Here is an 18,830-nt window from a genome sequence, read left to right on the forward strand (position 1 = left end):
CTCCCCGCAACCCCTTCCATGAAGAACACTTCAAGGTGACGGCGACGGCGGACTGGTCATCATCATGGTGGGCACGGCAAGTGGCAAGTTGGCGTTCTTGAAGTCGTCCAGCATGGTGAAGAGCAAATCGCTGCGCACGCCGCTGGCCAGGCGCGGACTGGCGACATAAGCGGTGGCCTGGAAAATCAGGCTGCCATTTTCTATACCCTCCAGGCTCAGCGACGGCTCCGGAGACTCCAGCACGCCGGGGTGGGCGCGGCAGGCGGCCAGCATCAGCTCGCGCACCAGCTTGGCGTCCGTCGACAGCGGCATGGGCAGGCGAATCAGCACGCGGCCTTCGGTGCTGGTCAGCGTCATATTGCGTACGGTCTTGGTGATGAACTCGGAGTTCGGCACGATGACGGTCGAACGATCACCAAGCTGGATCTCGGTGGCTCGCACGTTGATGCGCTTGATGTCCCCCTCGGTAGTGCCCAACACCACCCAATCGCCCACCTTCACGGGTCGCTCGGCCAGCAGGATCAGGCCCGAAATGAAGTTCTGCACGATGGCCTGCAAGCCAAAGCCAATACCCACTGACAAGGCGCTGGCAATCCACGCTATGCGGTTGATGCCAATGCCCATGGCGGACATCCCGGCGGCCACCACCAGCACCACGCCCGCGTAATTCAGCAGGGTGGACAGCGAGCTCTGCATGCCCGGCTCCATCGTGGTCGTGGGCAAGTAGCGCTCGCGCAGCCAGCGCTGGAACACGCGCAGTGCCACGAAGCCGCCAATCAGCACAGCCAGCGCGCTGAAGATGGCGGCCGGCTTGATCTGGAACTCGCCTATGGTGAGGCCGGCGCTGATGCGGTCGCTTTGCTGGAGCACTTCGTCCGGCCGTGTGCCCAGTTGCGTGCCGAGTGCGATCAGCATGTACAGAAACAACAGCACGCGCGACAGCGCCGACAGCACCACGGCGGCCTGATCCAGCGTAGCTGGCGCAAAACCGAAGCTCTTTTGCAGGCGCTGACCGACGTTGCTGCGCGAGGACACGAGCGCCATGAAAAGGTCGTCGGCGAATTTGAACAACACGTAGAAGCTGATGCCCACCAACCCCGCCCAGGCCAGTTGCATCGCGAGCAAGCTGGCCACACTCATATAGCCGATGACCACCAGCAGCACCACGCCCACCAGCACCAACGCAACCAGGCCCAGCACCAGCCCCTCCCACAACGGGCGCGGGCCGGACGGTTCCGCCTCGTCCTCCTGCGCCTGCTCCGGCATGTGAAGGCGTGCCAGCATGGCAGCAATCAACAACACCAGCGCCATCGCGGTGATGGCCTGACTGGCATGTACCGCGGCCGTACTGAGCTGGACGATGGCTGCCACCTGCGTGGGCACCCAGACCAGCACTCCGAGCAACGCCACCAGCCAGGGATAAGGGCTGAGCCTCAGCGCCTGTGCATCGGAGAGGGGTGGCAGCCGCCACGACGGGCGAGCGTTCGCCAGCAGCGCGCGGCCCAAGCTGGTCACAAATACGATGTACAGCACCGACTCATCGACCAAGGCAATCAGCTTGCCCGACAGCGGGCCAAACTCAGCGCGCTCCTGCAAGGTCTGCAAAAATCCCTGCAGGGCGAGCGCCACCACCACCATATTGACGGCGACGATGGCGATGACCAGCAACGAGCGTCTTAGGCGGCCGCCCGGCAGCAGACGCTGCGCCAGACGGGCCAGCCCGCGTTCGGCCAGAACGTCGCCTACGGTGATCGCCAGCAGCGCCAGGGCCAGAGCTAGCAGCATGGCGCCACGGTGCTCGGGTGTCGCCAAACGAGCGCCTGCGGCCTGCAACTCTGCCGCCAACGGTGCCAAGCGCGCGCGGTCGCCCGGCCAGGCATCGGCCAGCTCACTCCAGAACGCGCCGCCAAGGGGTGACGGTGCGCGGTCGGTCAGTTGCGCGGCAAAAAGATCACGCTCGCGGGCGCGCAATGCCTCGCTGCGTTGCTGGGTGTCGACCACGATCAGCCGCGCCAGCTTGATGTCTGCATCCACCGCGTTGCGCTCACGGGTCAGCGTAAGGCGCTGACGCTTGATGTCCGGGTCTTCACTAGCGCCGGCGGCCGGGGCTGCACCTAACTCACCCAGCCGCGCATTCAGGTCTTTTAGCTGGCCGGTGCGCGCCGCGATGATGCGGGCGGCATCTGCGTTCAGTGCGGCATAGCTGCTCAGCAGCGCGCTCACGGCTTCGTTGCCCACAGCGGTCGTGGGCAATCGTTCGAACTGGCTGCGCAGGGATTCGACATCGGGCAGCGGTGCATCGGCAGCCAGCGCCGGTGCACCCGGCACAACCGGCGCCGAAGCCGCCACAGCAGGCTGGGCCTGAACCGTGGGCAGCACCAGGCAGGACAGGAAAGCTAAGGCGAGAGCGCAACGATGGATCCAGGTCATCTGCAGCATCATAGGAGGCCGGTGAAGCGATTCACGGATAGCTTGCGCTTAATAGGCCAACCTATGTTTCAAAATGCTTCATGATGATGCTTGGCAGGGTATCGAATTGAGGGGTTTAGCTGCGCGCAAGCAACGGGTCATTTCAACTCACGCCCTTCGGTTGATTTCGCGGTAGCTCGAACGGTGCGCGGAGTGGTGATCCGCGGCAAGCGCAAGCAGTGGGGCCTTACCGGCCCGGCCGCCAAGTCCCATGAAACCCGAACGGCACGCGGTGCGGCAAATGGGCGACCGCAACCGGGCCTGTCGGCAGATCCGTGGCATCAAAAACCAGCAAGTCACTGCGTTTTTCCTTTTCACGCCATGCAACGGCAAGCAGCCAACCGTCGCCTTCAGCTGCGCCGGTCGAGCGTGGTACAAAAACCGGTTCGGACACCACGTCCCCCTGCGGCAGCGTGTACATGCTGCGCTTGCAGGTATCAAAGTCGAAACCAGCGAGGCTGTCGTAGAGCACGCTTTCCGAGTCGTCCCGCGCGCGCGATGTCGCATGACAGGTGTAGAAGCCGTAGCGGTTACGCCTGCCCGTGTAGCGCTCGTCGATGCGCGGGAACTCCGCCGCCAAGTCGTCCAGGTACTCGCGCTGGAACCCAGTGTCCGAGCTGCTCAAGTTGAAAGTCCAGCGGCACAGGCGCGCGGCCATGGCGGCCGGGTCTCCGGGACGGCCTTCAGCATCAGGCAAGCCGGGTGCTGTGTCCGACTGCATCACATAGGCCACGATGGTGGTGCCATCGTCCCAGGCATTCATCACATGAAACACGTGGCAGGCGTCGGCGTCGAACCAGCGCAGGGTCTCCGCCGCACTGCCACGCTGCATTACGCCAACGTGGGTTCGCAGGCCCGCCTCCCATGCTAGCAGTGGCTTACCACGCATGGCGCGTTCTACGCTAAGCGTCAGCGGTGTGACCGGGAAAAGAACATGCCCACGCGTCACCATGAAGTCGTGCGCCATGCTGGCATACGGCGCCGTGAATGACTCGAGCCGCGTGACCTCACAGTCCTTATCCATCACGCCATAGAGCATGGTCGGCGAGCAAGGGCCGTCGGGTGAATACGCGAAGAAATGCAGGTCGCCGCTTTCGGGGTCTACTTTCGGGTGTGCGGTGCAGCGCGAGGTCACGCGGTCGCCGAAACTTTGGTGACCTTTGGAGGCCAGTGTATGAGCGTCCAGCTCAAAAGGCTGATGCGACTCTTCCAGCGCGAACAGCCGCCCGCCATGCCACAGCATGCTGGTGTTGGCAGTTCCACCGTTTTGGCCTTGCGCCAGTGGATCGCTGGTGGCGGGGTTGCCGAAGGTTCCAAAGAGCGCGCGTCCTGCTGCATTCTCAAGCTGCCATTTCGGGGTGCGCGCCCAACGGTTGCTGTAGGACACCCTGCCCTGGTCGATGTGAAATGCATGCACCATGCCGTCGCCAGAGAACCAGTGGTAGTTATTGTCGCGCGGTGCGTATTGCGGGCTGGGGCCGACACGGTACAAACTGCCTGAAAGCTCCGGGGGCAGACTGCCTTCGATATGGAGCGCCGAGATGTCATGCTCCTCGGTGAGTGGCGCGTAGTTGCCTGTAAAAAAGTGAGGATTGTTCTGCATTGAGGTGTTCACAGCGAAAAATTCTTGGGGCTTGTTCAGAAGATAGATGCGCCGTCCAGATCGGCGATGGCTTGCCCCACATAGGCAGCCAATGCCTCGTCGATGCCAGAGCCAGCCCGCAGAGTCGCGTCGTGGTGGAACGCACTTTGCAGCTTGGCGTGCAACGCGATATCACCTCCAGCCTTGGCGAGCGAGAGCGCTTGCCAGCGCAACGCCAGCGCGCGCATGGCGGCCCCTTTGGAAGCAGTTCCCGCCAGCATCTGTTGCCGCACTTCGGCGATGAGCGGTGGCCATGCATCGGTCTGCGCCACGTAATGCCGACGCAAAGTGGCCATGTCTTCAGCGCTGCAGTAAGGAGCGTAGAGTTGCAGGCGCACGAAGGCCATCGCGTGCGAGATATACCGAATGCCCGTGCGGTCAACGCCGGTCATCGCGTGAAGCGACGGCTCGTTCCAGTGCATGGCATAGAGCTTCATCAACAGACCTTCGTCGCCGCCAGCCTCTTCGAGCAACAGCTCTATCCAACGTTGCGCCAGAGTCTGTGCCTGCGGGTCTTCAGGCGAAACGCCGGCCGCAACCAAGCGCTGCAACAATGCCGACAGTTCGGTGCGCTCCTGCACCACGGCATTCGCGAAACCCTCCCGCTGAGTCTTGAGCGTGCGCTGGTCATCGTCGCTGAGGTACTTCGAGCCCGCATCCATGCTTTCAAGCGCCAGGAGCCAGTCGTCAATGTCCGGTTCTTCACTGGCTTGCAACTGGCTCTGTACTGTGAGCAGATGAGTGCGCAGCATCGATGCCTGCTCAATTTCTCGGTTGAGTTGCGCAACTTGCTGGGCCACGACTTCCGAAATCCCGCCGGCCGCGTTGTCAAGCAAACCGTGTATTTCAGCCAGCGACAGGCCAAGTCGCCTCAAGGCCTGAATGCGGTAGAGCCGCGCCACGTCTTTGCCGCCGTATAGGCGGTATCCTCCACTGGACCTTTCAGACGGCTTCAGCAGGTCGATGTCGTCGTAATGCCGCAAGGCGCGTACGGTCAATCCGGTACGCCGAGCGAGTTCGCCAATCTTCAAAAACATGCTTTACCTTCCAAGTAGAAAGCATCCTAGACCCTTCCGTAACGAGAGGGTCAAGCTGTTTTTGAGAGTCCCGCATGTTTTTTTTGGTTCACCAACCAAACCGCGAACTCAGCCAGCGAGGTTACCGGCCTGGCCAGAGGCAATCTAACGAAGGCCCCTCAGCATGGCGTGCGTTTGCCTTCGCTGGTTCTCCGCCAAACCCACATCGGTCAAGATTAAGTCGCGCGCACTGAAGGTACCCAAGGACGCAGCACGCTGAGTCGGCACTCAGACAGGGGATGGTCGTCCCCCGGAAATGCGTGACGAACCTCTTTATTGGCCTAGAAGACTTAGAAGCAAACGGGGATCGCGAACCACCTCATCAGCTGTGTATGAATCCGAAACCGTTCCGGACTCAACGACATAAGCCCGGCTTGAACATTTGAGAGTGGAATAAACATTCTGCTCTGCGATCAAGATGGTGCATCCTTGATTCACGATTGCACGAATAATCTCAAAAAGCTTGTCGGTCATGATAGGAGAGAGTCCTAGCGATGGTTCATCAAGTAAGAGTAATTTGGGCGCACCCATCAAGGCGCGCGCAATGGCAACCATCTGCTGTTCGCCGCCGCTCAAAGTCCCGACCTCCTGCTGGCGGCGCTCACGAAGAATGGGAAACAATGCCTCCAGCTTGGACAGCTCCTCCTGCAACTGGTGCTTGGACAGCCGGCGCTGAAACGCGCCCAAGGTGATGTTGTCCAGCACGCTCATACGCGGAAATATTTGCCTTCCCTCCGGACACAGAATCAGGCCATTCCGAACGGCTGTCGCTGTATCCCAGGCACTGCAATTTTCCCCATTGAACTCCACTTGGCCGGAGGTCATGGCCTGGACACCGGAAATCGTCTTCAGCAAGGACGATTTACCCGCGCCGTTCGTGCCAATGAGTGCCACGCACTCCCCGGGCTCCGCGCGCAACGACGCATTCGACACCGCAACCTTTTTTCCATAGGAAACGGAAAGCCCCGAGACGCTCAGTAGTGCTTGACTCATTTCAGTTGTGCCCGAGATAAACTTCACGAACGAGAGGGTTGATCAACAGGCTCTGGGGATTGCCGCTGGCGACGTATTTTCCAGCAGCGATGACCGTGATGTCATTACAGAGATCCATCACCAGGCTCATCTTGTGATCGATGAGTAACAAGGTGATGCCTTTGGCATTGAGACCGCGCAGGAATTCCTTCAATAGGTTGACCTCGGCCTCAATCAATCCCCCGGACGGCTCATCCAGCAAAAGCAGTTGGGGCTGATTCACCAGCGCCATACCAATGCTCAGTTTCTGGAGTTCCAGGTTGTTCAAATCAGCTGGATATTGGTCCCGCAACGGGGCAAGACCTGTGAGCTCCAATACCAATTCCACTTGCCCTGCCTCTGCATCGGTCAGCCGGGATCGAATCCAGGACCAGATCGACGAGGCTGGACCATACGCTGCAGCCTGCAGGTTTTCCTCCACGGTGTGATGGCCGAATGATTGAGAAGACTGAAAGGTTCTCCCAATACCCAGGCGGCATTTCCGAAATGCTCCGAGCGTGGATACATCCTGCCCTTGGTAGTACACCCTCCCAGCGTTAGGCCGGATCACGCCGGCGATCGCATTGAACAGCGTGCTCTTGCCGGCTCCATTCGGACCGATCACCCCATAGATATCGCCAGTGTGAACGGAAAAACTGACCTCGGATACAGCGCGCAGGCCACCAAACGACCGACTCAGATTGTCGACTTTCAAAAGAACTTCGCTCATGAACGCCACTTTCGAATCAGGTCTGACCATTCGACAAGCTTTCCATAGATGCCAGACGGTGCGCGCTGGACAACGACGATCAGGATGGTCCCCATGATCACCAGCCTGTATTGCTCCGCATCGCGCAGGATCTCAGGGAGGATGGCAAAGATGAAGGCACCGATAATGATCCCGCCGATGGTGGTACGACCACCAATGATCAGTGCCATCAACGCAGTAAACCCTAGTTCATAGCCGGTCACGGCGGGGTTGATATAGGTGAGAAATACCGCATGAAATGAACCCGCAATGGCGGCGATGGACGCGCTAACCACGAATGCCAAAAGCTTGGCCGTTGAGATGTCAATACCAATGGCGTCCGCCAGCAAGGGGTTGTCCCGGATGGCCCGCAGGCGGCGGCCAAATGCAGACCGCATCAGCCAGAAATAAATGGCTGTGACCACCAAGGCAACAACGGCGATCAAAAAATAGAAGGCCAAGGCTTGGTTTTCTGGAAGCCACTCGAGAACACCCGGCTTGGCGATGTTGGAAATTCCGAGTTCGCCATGGGTAATGTTGAGATTCTTGGCCGCAATGTGAATCAGAAGCGCAAACGCCATCGTGGCAATCACAAAGTAGTGCCCCGCGAGCTTCAGCGTAAGCACCCCGATCAGGAGTCCAAAAATCGCAGCCAGAGCAATGCCTGCAGGAATGCTCCACCAGAAATTTAGTCCATGGTCTACCGTTAGCACCGCCGTGGCATAGGCACCCACGCCGAACAAGGCGCCATGCGCCACCGATACCAGACCGGCATGGCCCACAGCGATATCGACCCCGACGAACAGAATGACGAAAATCAGCAGTTGGGTGGCCAGTTGGAGGTGATAGTCTGACCCGAAAAAAAGCGGGACCAGTACAAAGAAGACCACCAGCCACACGAACAAGGATTTGCGCTCCATCATCCAACCCTCCCAGCCTTTCCAAAGACGCCACTGGGCTTGAAGATCAAGACGGCGATCAGGAAAATAATCGAATAGGCATCACGGATATGGGGGGAGAAATATGCTGACCCAAAGGATTCGGTAATGCCGACAAAAAGCCCCGCCGCCAGGGCACCATTGATGGAGCCCATGCCTGCCATCACCACAATGATGAAGGCCTTGAGGACCAGAAAATCCCCCATGGTGGGATAGACCTGCGAGATGGGCGCCAGCAGCCCGCCAGCCACCGCCGACAAACCACTGCCCACCGCCATCGTCAGCATCGCGATCTTCCGCGGCGAGATGCCCACCACGAGCGCACCGAACGGATTCTGTCCGGCCGCACGGATCGCGTGCCCCAGGCGCGTCTTCGTCAGGAAGACGTTCAAGCCCATGACCGCCAGCAGGACCCCGGCGATGATAATCAGGCGCTGATAGGTCACCCGGGCTCCCATGATTTCAACCGCACCAGACACAGGCGGCTCCACCACCATGGGGTTGGGTCCAAACGTCAGCAAGGCAATGCCTTGCAGAATCAGCAGCAAGCCGAAGGCCGCGATAAACAGCGTGGCATGGGGTTTGTCGCGAAGCGGTTCGAAAACCAGATACTGCACGATCGCGCCCAGCCCCATACCGACCAGAACCGACATCGCCAGAGCCGTAAAGTACGAAAACTCGTTTGATGTCAGGTAGGCCAGCGCGTATGCCGAGATCATCGCATGCGCGCCAAAGGCAAATTGCGGTATTTCCAGAACCCCGAATACCAGCGCCAGAGACACGGCCACGAGTCCGTAGACACACCCTGCCATCAATCCATTGGCAAGAATTTGGGCGAAATCGTGCATGAACTTACGCCTCAGTTGAGGTTGTCCATCTTTCCTGCGTCAAGGAAGCGGCGCGGAAAGACATTAGCCGTGGTTTCGCCGTTGGCTTGAAGGTTGCTGATGCCAAGCAGGTTCCAGTCACCTGCGAGAACTTCACCCATGGACTGGCGAATCTTGGACGCATCGGTGATAGTGCCGGCTTTTTCCATGGCCTTGAGCACCAGCATCGTCTGTCCATACCCGTCGACACTGATCACCGTTGGATCGGTTTTGCTGACCTTGGCGTACTGCTCTCTAAAGCGCTTGGCGGCCGCGCTATCCAGGTTCCACTGCGAGCCCAGGAAATACGAGTTCTTGTATTGATCGGCCTTGACGAACTTGCCCAGCTCGTGGGGGTCACACGCGAGGTCGACAATGAAGTCACCCGTAAAGCCGAGCTCGCGCGACTGCTTGATGATGGGTGCGATCGTGGGGCAAGCGCCCGGCAATCCTATGAGATCTGGCTTGTCGCGCAACAACGAGGTGAGTTGTGGGTAGAAGTCGGTCGCGCCGATCACCCAGGTGGACAAGGCTCCAACCTGGCCACCGGCTTTCTTCCATCCTTCCGAGAAGGTCTCCACCCAGGCCTTGCCGAACTCGTCTTCGCTTTGCATGAAGCCGACCTTGCTAGTCTTGCGGCCCTCACTCTTGAAGACCTGTGCGAACTTGGCGGTCAAGCCGGGCATGTAGCTGTAGGTGTTGTACCAGTACCGCACGACAAGAGGGTTGTTCGCCTGCACCAACTTGTTCGATGCAGAAGAGGTGACGACGACAAACGGAGGATTGGACGTGGCGTTGAAGCCAATAATGGGGAAAGTCTCAATGCTGGTGGCCATGACCATGGCACTCACCTTGTTCTGCGATGAAAGTCGGCGCCCACAGGCCGCTGACTTGGCCGAGTCGCCCTGGGTATCGCAAAAGGCGGCCTCCACCTTGTGCCTTTTTCCGCCAACTGTGATGCCACCCGCGGCGTTGACTTCCTGGACCGCGGCGTTGACTCCATTTACAAAATTCGCCCCGAACTGGGCCATAGCACCGGATTGGATTGCCGGCACACCAATCTGTACCGTTTGGGCCGCTGCAAGCGTCGAGGCGCAAGACAGGAGTGCGGCTTGGATGATTGTTTTCAGTTTCATGACATTTCTCCGTTGTTTCAGGACTTGAATCGCTTGGAATAATTGGTTCTGACCGTCTTCGCTTCTTCTTCCACGTCTACAAATAGCATCGTGAACAAGTCGCTTGCGGGGTTGGGCATGAGTCCACGCTCGGCTTCGCGAATCGTGGAGAGAGAGCTCAACAGCAGTGAACTGGGGCGCTTGACGACTGAGTCAACGATCTGGTCCACGAAGCGCATCAGCTCTTCTTCTTCGAGGATTCGGGTCACGAAGCCTTCCATGTACGGACTCGATGCGGTCACCTTGTTGCAGGTCAATACCATCTCGGTCGTGCGAGTGATGCCGATATAGCGTGCAATCGTGGCCACACCGCCCAATGAGAATGGGATGCCCATGTCCAATTCCGGCACATAGAAAATGGTGTCGGGCGTGGCATAGCGCAGATTGCAGGTGGCGGCCAACAGAAATCCAGCACCAACTACATAGCCCCGGAGCGCGCAAACGGTTACTACGGGTAGATCACTGATTCTCGAAAAAGCGTTCTGCATGCGCTTGTTGGCAATCCAAACGCTCTTGGTATCCGTGGCACTGGGTTCTGACGTCACATCAAAACCGGCGCTGAAGTGCTTGCCTTCGCCACTGAACACGATGCACTTGATATCAGGCCTGGCTGCCAACTGCTCTGCGGCAGACGCCAGCTCTTCACACATCTCCGGCAGCAGGGGGTTGTACTTTGCCGGTCGATTCAATCTGATGTCAGCTCGGCCCGCGTCAGCGGTGACGAGAAGGTGTTTGTAATTCATTGGCGTTCCTTGTAGAGATTGCTGTAGGTGCTCCGAATAATGTGTTTTTGGACCTTGCCTCCCACGGTCTCAGGCAAGGCATCCAAAAATACGTACTGTTTCGGTTGCTCAAAGGGAGCCAGGCGTTGCTTTGCTAGGTGCACCAGTTCCTCCTCGTCTACTGAGGCGCCTGTTTTTTTCACAATGAAGGCGGTGACTGCTTCGCCCCAGCGGGCATGCGGGAGCCCCACAATCGCTGTCTTCAACACCGAGGGATGTCCACTCAGAATGGCCTCGACACGAATGCAGGTAACGTTCTCACCACCGGTCTTGACGATGTCTTTGAACCTGTCGGCCAGGATGCGTTGCCCTGACTCCCCCCACTTGAATGCATCTCCTCCGTGGAACCAGCCACCGCGAAATGCCTCGCGGGTGTCTTCCGGTTTCCTGTAATACCCCGCCATCAATGCCGGCGAGCGATAGGCGGCCTCCCCTACCGAGGCGTCACCCATCGGGATCGGTGTGCCATCCGTACCGGAAATTTTTGCAGCCAGCAAACCATGCGGTTCACCCACATAGTTCTCCTGGGGCGACGTTCGCTGGAAGAGTTCAGGGTGTTTTTCAATCCAGAAACGGTGCGCACAAACGACCTCGGTCATCCCAATGATTTCGATGAACTTGACGCCTGCTCCCAGGTACTGGTGCGCTTTGGCGTGCAGTTGGGGGTTCATCGGCGCCCAGCCAAAGATGACCGTCTTCAGGCTCGTACTGGAAAGACCTTGATCTTTTTCGAACTCGGAAGTGATGGCGTCGATCGCTTGTGGTGCGCCACCCCATAGCGAGGTCACCTTTTCCTGGTCTATCGCTTCGGCGATCAGGCGCGGGTTCAACTTGCGACCAATCACTGCCTTGCCGCCTGACATGATGGTGTTGTAGATGATTCCATCGCCGACGTGATAGATGATCGGCAGGAACGAACACATCACGAGATCGGATTCGTAGTCGTTTCCGACCATGCACATGCCATTGAAGCTCATAGCAGCGAACATGGTGTTGGTGTGCGAAACCATGACGCCTTTTGGCGTTGAGGTGGATCCAGAAGTGAACAGCAGCTCCCAGATATCGTCGCCATGAATCTCGACCTCGGGCTCCGCGTCCGACGCTTGCGCAATGAACTCGCTGAATGAGCGCAGCGGCACTTCCTGCGATGAGATCCTGATCTGATGAAGGACAGGGACCTTGGACTTCGCAGCCAAGCGCAGGACGCGCTCTGCGAAGTCCGAATCGGTGATCATGGCTGCGGGTTCACACAGTTCGATCAGTTGCTCCAGCACTTCGTCGCTGAGATTCGGATTCACCGGAGCGGCCGTTACGCCAGCCTTTGCCATCCCAATCTTTGCAAGGAGGGCCTCTGCCGAGTTCTCGCAGACCATCATGACGATGCGCCCCTCGCTCACGCCTGAAGATCTCAAGGCATTGGCGTACTGATTTGCCAGCTCATCTGCACGCGCGGCTGTCAATTCTGCATTTTCAGGTGATTCGTAGGCGCCCTCCCAGGCCCGCAACACCTTGCGCATCGGATCACCCCACTTGATCCGTTCAAACAGATCACCCATGGACACCCGATTCCATCTCTCGGTGGCGCGTCGCCCGCGCAACTTATGCACATCTATTATCATTTTTGCCTCCTAAATAACCTTCAATGCCAGTTCGTAAATCTCTTTCACAACCTCTTCCTCGTTGATATCGCGCTCACCCAATCTATAAAGCTCGCTCTTAGCTTCTCCCATGGAGTAAATCATCTGGACCACTAGTGAGGGGCGGGTTCCGTGCGTAATTCCACGGTTGTTTTCTTGGATTTCTCGAATAGTTGATTTGATTTTTTCAATGTATTTTTTGTTGTAATCAATTAAACGAGAACTGCGAAAATAGTTATCACGTCGCAATTCAAGATATAGATTCGTTATTGCCACGTCTTCGCACATGCACCTGATATTGTGTGCAACTGAAAACTTCAGTCGATCGTAGGGGCTCGCTATTTTTGCGTAATTCTCTTCATATTCGCGAAGCGTTATTTCATACCAAACGCAAATTACCGCTTCGAGGATTTCCTTCTTCGATCGATAAAACTTGTACAAGGCCCCTTCGGCCAAACCTGCCTCCTTGGCGATCTCGCTGATCGAGCCTGCGTGGTATCCCTTTTGGCGGAATACCTTCAGCGCCGCCGCTTGAATCTGCTGCTCGCGCACAAGCTTCGGTAGACGTTGATTTCTTTTTTGCCGCGCGGGAACTGGCTCTTGCATCTCACCTGGATGCTCCTCAGCAGTAGAGCGAGAGTCGTCAAGGGCTGCGGTGGAAATTTTTGGCATAGCTTAGTGAGCGATGTTCATTTATTAGTGAGCGCCGCTCATCTTATGGTCAAGTGAGACCTTTTGCGCTAGTAAAAACCCTGAGGCGAGTGATTCATTCAGAGAGATGACTCTGGCCTACCCTCGTGGCCCTATGGCATTAGCTGGGAACATACCCACACCTACCTAGCCACCCGAAGCTTCAGCCTGCCCAACATGGTCTCGCGGGACATCCAGTACAAGGGTGGCGCCTGGGTCAAGATTGAGCAGGACGCGTGTCGTTTTGTGCGGCGAGCCAAGGGCAACCTGTTCGTGATCACCGTGCCGGATTTTTTGTCTGGAGAGCCCCCGCGTCGGGAGCAACGGCATCAAGGTTCGGAGCCACCTTTTTGAGCTGATATACGGCCATCACGACAAACAAGCCTGGGCGCATTAGCAGGAGAACCGGGAGCGCAAGCGGGTCGTGCGACCAACCAGCTACAGAAGCTAGTAAAGGGGTCGAGTGGGATTTTTACCAAAATCTGCGCTAAGGCTGCGGCATCTTGCACATCAGATGAGAAACGCAATTAAATGACCGCCCTATCACGATCAGAAAGCTGCACCTTTGCGGTTGGATGCCACTCAAATCTCGGATTATCCGTGCGCTAGGTATCTGACCTTGAAAGCGCACTCCTTCAAGGTAACCCCGCCGATAAAATTCGCGCTAATTTCACTTGACACCCTATCGACCATAATGAAATATCGAGGCATGAATTGTCACCTTCATCCCTGATGAATCGCAAACTCTGGAAACCAAATAAAATCTAATTACTCAGAACAATCATTTATTATTCACGAACGCACTAGGGCGTGTTCACTGTCACTTTTCGGCGGGGCAGCCATTAATTAGGCGGATCGTGTCAAACCAACGCTCCAAAGAAATATCCATACCGCTCAGCGAAGAGCACTCAGCATGGCGTGCGCCTGCCTTAGCTGGTTCCAGCGGTGATAGGCATCGCTGTTGAGTTGCGCTGACAGCTCGGCCGCGCAACGCTGCAGCACATCAATCTGATGGCGCCGCGGTGGATTCGGAATGTGCTGGATCGAGCCCACGATGGCCAAGGCACCGGCGAGAACGTCTCCATTGCGAAATATGGGTACGGCCACCGTGTTGACGCCTAGCATCACTTCGTTGTCACACACCTCAAAGAACTGCGCACGAACCTCGCTGAGTCTTTGCCGGATGCGTGCAGGTTCTGTCATCGACTGCGGTGTCTCGGCCGGCATTTCCATACTCAGCAGCGCTTCCTGGATTTTCGGCGGAGAAAACGCAAGCGTGAGGCGGCCCAATGCGGAGCAATGCGGCAATGGCCGATTGCCTGGCTTCACGCTAATACAGATACGCGCGTAAATGTTGTCCATGGCGGCTATCACCATAGGCTGACCATTGATTGGAACAGCCAGGACCGCGGTTTCCTTCAGTTCGTCACGCACCTGAAGCAGGTAGGGCTCAGCGCGGCTGCGCAAATCGAACTGGGCGCCTGCCGCCTCGCCTAGTTGAAACACCCGCCAACCTAAGCGATAGCGCTCAGTGCTCTGGTCCTGCTCAATCAGCCCCATCTCGCGCAAGGTGGACAGGTGACGGTGGATGCGGGGCTTGGTTTCCTGAAGGGCATCTGCCAATTCCGTCACCCCCATAGCCCTTTGCGCCAGCACCAGTTCATCCAAGACCCGGACAGCCACTTTGACAGCCTCCACCGAGTTAACTTTCTTTTCACCAGCCAGGGGCGCGGAGGCTTTTGCTTTTTGCATGGTTCGTTGACCTTCGGTTAGACCACCGTTGTTCGCAATGCACCTTTTCAGTGCAATCAGTGCACCAAAAAAACATGACTGTTATGTATGGCATTACGAATTAAATGATGATACTCTTAGCGATACCAAATATCGCCTAGCATAACGAAATATGCTGATGTGCCATTTGGCCCCATGCACTCTTTAGCCCGCGTACCTTTTTCTTGGAGGAATCCCGTCATGAAGCAACTCCGTCGAACGCTGCTGGTCTCCGCAGCCGCCTTAATGTGTGCCGCCACGGTTCATGCCCAGGGCAATAAAGAACCGTTGAAGTTCGGCTTGGCTATGCCTTTGACCGGCTCACAGGCTCTGTTTGGCGCCGATCAGGCCAAAGCTGCGCAGTGGGCCGTGCAAGACATCAATGCGAAGGGTGGCGTGCAGGGGCGTCCGCTGGAAATGGTGCTGCTCGACACACAGGCCGATCCGCGTCTGGGTATCAACGCCGTGAACCGCCTGATCAACGTTGACAAAGTGCCGGTATTCATCACTGCCTGGAGCGCTGTGGTCAAAGCGGTGGCCCCCATTGCCAACCGCAGCAAAGTGCTGGAGCTCAGTGTGGGTGCAAACTCACCAGAGATCGCCAAGCTCGGCGAATATGTCTACACCACCTATCCGCTGGCCGATGTGGACGTGCGGGCACAAGCCAAGTACGCCCGCGAGACATTGAAAAAGTCGACCGCAGCCGTGCTCTACATCCACAACGACAGCGGCGTGGAAGGCGCACGAATCTATCGCGATGCCTTTGCCGAAGCGGGCGGCAAGGTAGTGGCCTATGAGGCCTATGACACGCAAGCGACCGACTACACCGGGGCGCTGCTGAAAGTGCGCTCGGCCAATCCCGACATCATTCATATTCAAGGGCTGGTGTCTGATCTGCCGCAGGTCGTGGCACAGCTGCGTCAGTTGGGCCTGAAGCAGCCCATCTCTACTTATTCGGCAGGCTACAACCCAAAAGTGATTGAACAATTGGGCGCCGCAGCCGAAGGCTTGCTGGTCTCCGCGCTGGCGCCTTCAGCCGAACAAAACGCCGGCGTAGCCAAGTTTGTGGAACGCTGGCAACAGACCGAAAAGCGCGTTCCCAACGGCTTGCCGTACACGCAATACCTGTACGACGCGCCTTACCTCGTAGCGCAGCTGTACGACCATTTGCTGAAGACCAAGCAGCCGCTGACGGGCGCCAACATGAAGAAAGCCCTGACCGACATCGGCAAGATTGAGCTGCCAATGACCGGGACACTGGAGATCACGAAGGATCATCGCGTGAACAAGCCGGTGTACCTGTATCAAGTGAAGGGCGGCAAGTTCGAAGCCGTGGCCACAGTCAAGTAAGGCTGATCCTGCTTCGCATGCAGCGCCGGCCGGCGCTGCATGCGTTCTTTCACTTTCGGAACACCGTCCATGGTCGATCTACAGACATTTCTCCAAATTCTCTGGACCGGGCTGGCCACAGCCACTTACGGCGTACTCCTGGCCGCCGCTTTCTCGCTCGTGCTGAAGGTGGTGAAGGTCTGGAACTTCGCACAGGCCGGCATGATGGGCATCGCGTTCTACACGATGTACCTGACGCTATATCGCTTCGGATGGCCAGCGCCGCTAGGCATCGCGGCTGGATTGGCCGTTACCATCGCGGCCGCCCTGGCCATGGAAGTATTTGGCCTGCAGACCTTCCGGCGCCGAAATTCACCTCCGCTGACCTATTTCATCTTCACGCTGGTGGTCTCTGAGTTCATGCAGTATTTACTGGCCATGCTCTTTGGCACCGAGCCAGTTTCGCTGTCGCGCAACTTGATGTCGCCCTCCATGATCGTCGGGGGCATCGTGATCAGTCACTGGGATATCCGCGCGATGTGCACGGCTGTCGTCGTCATGGGCGCGCTTTATGTGGTGCTCAACCGCACACGTCAAGGCCAGTTCATGGTCGCAGTGGCCGACAACCCGCACCTGTCTCGGCTATACGGGATCAACGTGCGGTCAGTCTACGCGCTCACCTTTGTGATCGCATCAGCTTTGGTGTGCGCCGGTATGTACCTGTTCGGCACGCGCGCCTCAATGGTACCCAACACTCCGCTGGAGATGATGCTGTTCGCCGTCATTGCAGCGCTGTTGGGCGGCATGGGGAACGTCTTTGGCGCAGCCGTAGCGGCTATGTTCCTGGCGCTGCTACGGGCCTTCAGCATCTTGGTGATTCCATCGGCCTGGCAGGGACTCATCTTGTATGCACTGCTGTTCATCACCATTTTGGCCTTCCCGCAAGGCGTGAAGCTCCGCCGGCCCGCCTTTCTGCGTAAGAAGGCCCCCCAAAGCGTCTGAGACTGAGCCACACACAAATCCGCGAAACGCCCCCCGGAATCGCGGCCTAACCAAAACCCGCCATGGAATATTTTGTCTCGCTGCTGGTGTTGATTGGCCTGTACATCATCCTCAGTTCCAGCTTCAATCTGATCATCGGCTTCGGCGGCTTGGTCAGCATCGCGCATCCGATCTTTTTCGCGCTGGGCGCCTACACCGTAGGTGTGCTGAGCGTGAAGTTCGGGTTGCATCCTATCCTCTCGATTGCGGCCGGCGGCCTTGTCGCATTGCTGGCCTCGTTCACGCTTTCGCTGCCTTCCCTTCGCATCTCGGGCGACTACCTTCTTATCACCAGCATCGGCTTTCAGTTGGGGCTGATCGAGATCATCAAGAATCTCGATTTCCTCGGCGGCGCCAGTGGCCTGAGCGGCATTCCCAACATCGTTGAGAACTACCGCAGCCCGGTGTTCGCAGCAGTAGCCCTTAGCCTGGCCGTCGTCACGGTGCTGCTGATTCGCGCACTGGTACGCGGACCTTACGGCCGCGCCATCACCGCCATGCGCGACGACGAATTGGCGTTCTCGGCATTGGGCCGCAACGCCATGAACATCAAGATGACCATCTTCGCATTGGGCTCGGGCATGGCCGGCGTGGCCGGTGGCATATATGCCTACTACTACCAATACATCACGCCGGACCAATTCCAGATACTGCAGTCCGCCATGATCTTGACCATGGTCGTCGTCGGGGGTATGGGATCGGTCTGGGGCCCGGTGGTCGGTGCGGTACTGCTCATCACGCTGCCCGAAGCCATCACCTTCCTGAATCTGCCCTCAGAAATTATGGGGCCGTTGCAGGGCGTGATCTTCACTCTGCTGGTCATCGTATTCCTGTTCGCACGTCCGCAGGGCCTGGTGGCCCCAGCCCGTGCACGCTGAAAGGAACACCGTTATGACAAAAACCGTGCTTTCCCTCAAGAACGTTTGCAAGCGCTTCGGCGGCGTCGTGGTAGCCGACCACATCGATCTGGACCTGCATGCAGGCGAAATCATGGGTCTGATTGGCCCTAACGGCGCCGGCAAGACGACGCTGTTCAACCTGATCTCCGGTGTGCTCAAGCCCGATGAAGGCGAGATTGCGCTGCAGGGCCGTGTGCTTCAATCATTGCCCATGTACCAGCGCTCCCGCCTGGGAGTAGCGCGCACCTGGCAACACATGCGGCTGTTTGGCTCCATGTCGGTGCTGGAGAACATGTTGGTCGGGCCTTCTCACTATCCGGGTGAGTCGCTACTGCGCCTCATCTTCGCAGGGGCCTCGGTGCGAGAGGCAGAGCGCCAGGCCCGCGAGCACGCCATGTCTATCTTGCGCCGAATGAATATGGAGCAGTTGGCCAACACCAGCGTCAATGACATCACCTTCGGCCAGCAGAAACTGATCGGCATGGCGCGCGCCTTGATGAGCAATGGCCCCTGCCTGCTGCTTGACGAACCCATGGGGGGCGTGGAGGGTAGCGCCTACGAAACCATGCGCGCCATCGTGCGTGAAGAGTCGCAGGCAGGCCGCGCCATCTGTGTCGTTGAGCACAACGTGTCTTTCATTCGCGACCTTTGCACGAGCGCCGTCTTCATGGTGCAGGGCTGCATCCTGGAGCGTGGCGATGTCTCCACGCTGCTCGAGAGCAAGGCTCTCGCAGAACTCTATTTCGGCAAGTAATCG

The 18,830-nt window shown here is 57.9% G+C and carries 16 protein-coding genes; 4 read left to right on the forward strand and 12 right to left on the reverse strand.

The features are described from left to right. Positions 1-30: 30 nt before the first annotated feature. The 12 genes from G518_RS35490 to G518_RS35505 form a co-directional block, all read right to left on the reverse strand. Complete coding sequence (locus tag G518_RS35490) at positions 31-2,430, reverse strand: DUF3772 domain-containing protein (RefSeq protein ID WP_036595021.1); 2,400 nt, start codon at positions 2,428-2,430, stop codon at positions 31-33. 226 nt (positions 2,431-2,656) lie between these two features. Further along, positions 2,657-4,072: a carotenoid oxygenase family protein gene (locus G518_RS0116490; protein ID WP_028603501.1), complete on the reverse strand. Its 1,416-nt coding sequence runs from the start codon at positions 4,070-4,072 to the stop codon at positions 2,657-2,659. A 35-nt stretch (positions 4,073-4,107) separates the two neighbouring features. Further along, positions 4,108-5,148, reverse strand: coding sequence for a MerR family transcriptional regulator (locus tag G518_RS0116495; RefSeq protein WP_028603502.1), 1,041 nt, complete (start codon positions 5,146-5,148; stop codon positions 4,108-4,110). Between the two features lie 312 nt (positions 5,149-5,460). Beyond that, entirely contained in the window at positions 5,461-6,180 is a 720-nt protein-coding gene (locus tag G518_RS0116500; RefSeq protein WP_028603503.1) for an ABC transporter ATP-binding protein, read from the reverse strand. Between the two features lies 1 nt (position 6,181). Next, entirely contained in the window at positions 6,182-6,928 is a 747-nt protein-coding gene (locus G518_RS0116505) for an ABC transporter ATP-binding protein (RefSeq protein ID WP_028603504.1), read from the reverse strand. Further along, positions 6,925-7,866 carry a branched-chain amino acid ABC transporter permease gene (locus tag G518_RS0116510; protein ID WP_169457958.1) on the reverse strand — a complete coding sequence of 314 codons (942 nt, stop codon included), beginning with the start codon at positions 7,864-7,866 and terminating at the stop codon, positions 6,925-6,927. The genes G518_RS0116505 and G518_RS0116510 overlap by 4 nt, the downstream gene beginning before the upstream one ends. Beyond that, positions 7,866-8,732, reverse strand: coding sequence for a branched-chain amino acid ABC transporter permease (locus G518_RS0116515; RefSeq protein ID WP_028603506.1), 867 nt, complete (start codon positions 8,730-8,732; stop codon positions 7,866-7,868). The genes G518_RS0116510 and G518_RS0116515 overlap by 1 nt, the downstream gene beginning before the upstream one ends. 11 nt (positions 8,733-8,743) lie before the next feature. Beyond that, positions 8,744-9,886 (reverse strand): ABC transporter substrate-binding protein, encoded by a 1,143-nt coding sequence (locus G518_RS0116520; RefSeq protein WP_028603507.1) that lies wholly within the window; start codon positions 9,884-9,886, stop codon positions 8,744-8,746. A 17-nt stretch (positions 9,887-9,903) separates the two neighbouring features. Beyond that, on the reverse strand, positions 9,904-10,668 hold the full coding sequence (locus G518_RS35495) for an enoyl-CoA hydratase/isomerase family protein (RefSeq protein WP_051236845.1): 765 nt from the start codon (positions 10,666-10,668) through the stop codon (positions 9,904-9,906). Further along, complete coding sequence (locus G518_RS0116530) at positions 10,665-12,263, reverse strand: class I adenylate-forming enzyme family protein (RefSeq protein ID WP_051236847.1); 1,599 nt, start codon at positions 12,261-12,263, stop codon at positions 10,665-10,667. Before G518_RS0116530 ends, G518_RS35495 begins: the two co-directional genes overlap by 4 nt. A 72-nt stretch (positions 12,264-12,335) precedes the next feature. Next, positions 12,336-13,016: a TetR/AcrR family transcriptional regulator gene (locus tag G518_RS0116535; protein ID WP_028603509.1), complete on the reverse strand. Its 681-nt coding sequence runs from the start codon at positions 13,014-13,016 to the stop codon at positions 12,336-12,338. Positions 13,017-13,928: 912 nt separating this feature from the next. Beyond that, on the reverse strand, positions 13,929-14,786 hold the full coding sequence (locus tag G518_RS35505; RefSeq protein WP_051236849.1) for an IclR family transcriptional regulator: 858 nt from the start codon (positions 14,784-14,786) through the stop codon (positions 13,929-13,931). A 219-nt stretch (positions 14,787-15,005) separates the two neighbouring features. On the opposite strand from G518_RS35505, the gene G518_RS0116550 reads away from it, so the two are divergent. From G518_RS0116550 to G518_RS0116565, 4 genes are all read left to right on the forward strand, one after another. After that, positions 15,006-16,154 carry an ABC transporter substrate-binding protein gene (locus tag G518_RS0116550; protein WP_028603510.1) on the forward strand — a complete coding sequence of 383 codons (1,149 nt, stop codon included), beginning with the start codon at positions 15,006-15,008 and terminating at the stop codon, positions 16,152-16,154. Positions 16,155-16,193: 39 nt separating this feature from the next. Further along, a complete protein-coding gene (locus G518_RS0116555; RefSeq protein ID WP_084651896.1) occupies positions 16,194-17,135 on the forward strand; it encodes a branched-chain amino acid ABC transporter permease in 942 nt (313 codons plus the stop codon). Between the two features lie 62 nt (positions 17,136-17,197). Continuing rightward, positions 17,198-18,052, forward strand: a complete 855-nt coding sequence (locus G518_RS0116560) for a branched-chain amino acid ABC transporter permease (protein ID WP_028603512.1) — start codon at positions 17,198-17,200, stop codon at positions 18,050-18,052. Between the two features lie 13 nt (positions 18,053-18,065). After that, the gene (locus G518_RS0116565) at positions 18,066-18,827 is read left to right on the forward strand and encodes an ABC transporter ATP-binding protein (protein WP_028603513.1); all 762 of its coding nucleotides are present in this window, start codon (positions 18,066-18,068) and stop codon (positions 18,825-18,827) included. The last annotated feature ends 3 nt before the right edge of the window (positions 18,828-18,830 follow it).

Source organism: Ottowia thiooxydans DSM 14619, assembly GCF_000422885.1.
GTDB classification, from domain to species: domain Bacteria; phylum Pseudomonadota; class Gammaproteobacteria; order Burkholderiales; family Burkholderiaceae_C; genus Ottowia; species Ottowia thiooxydans.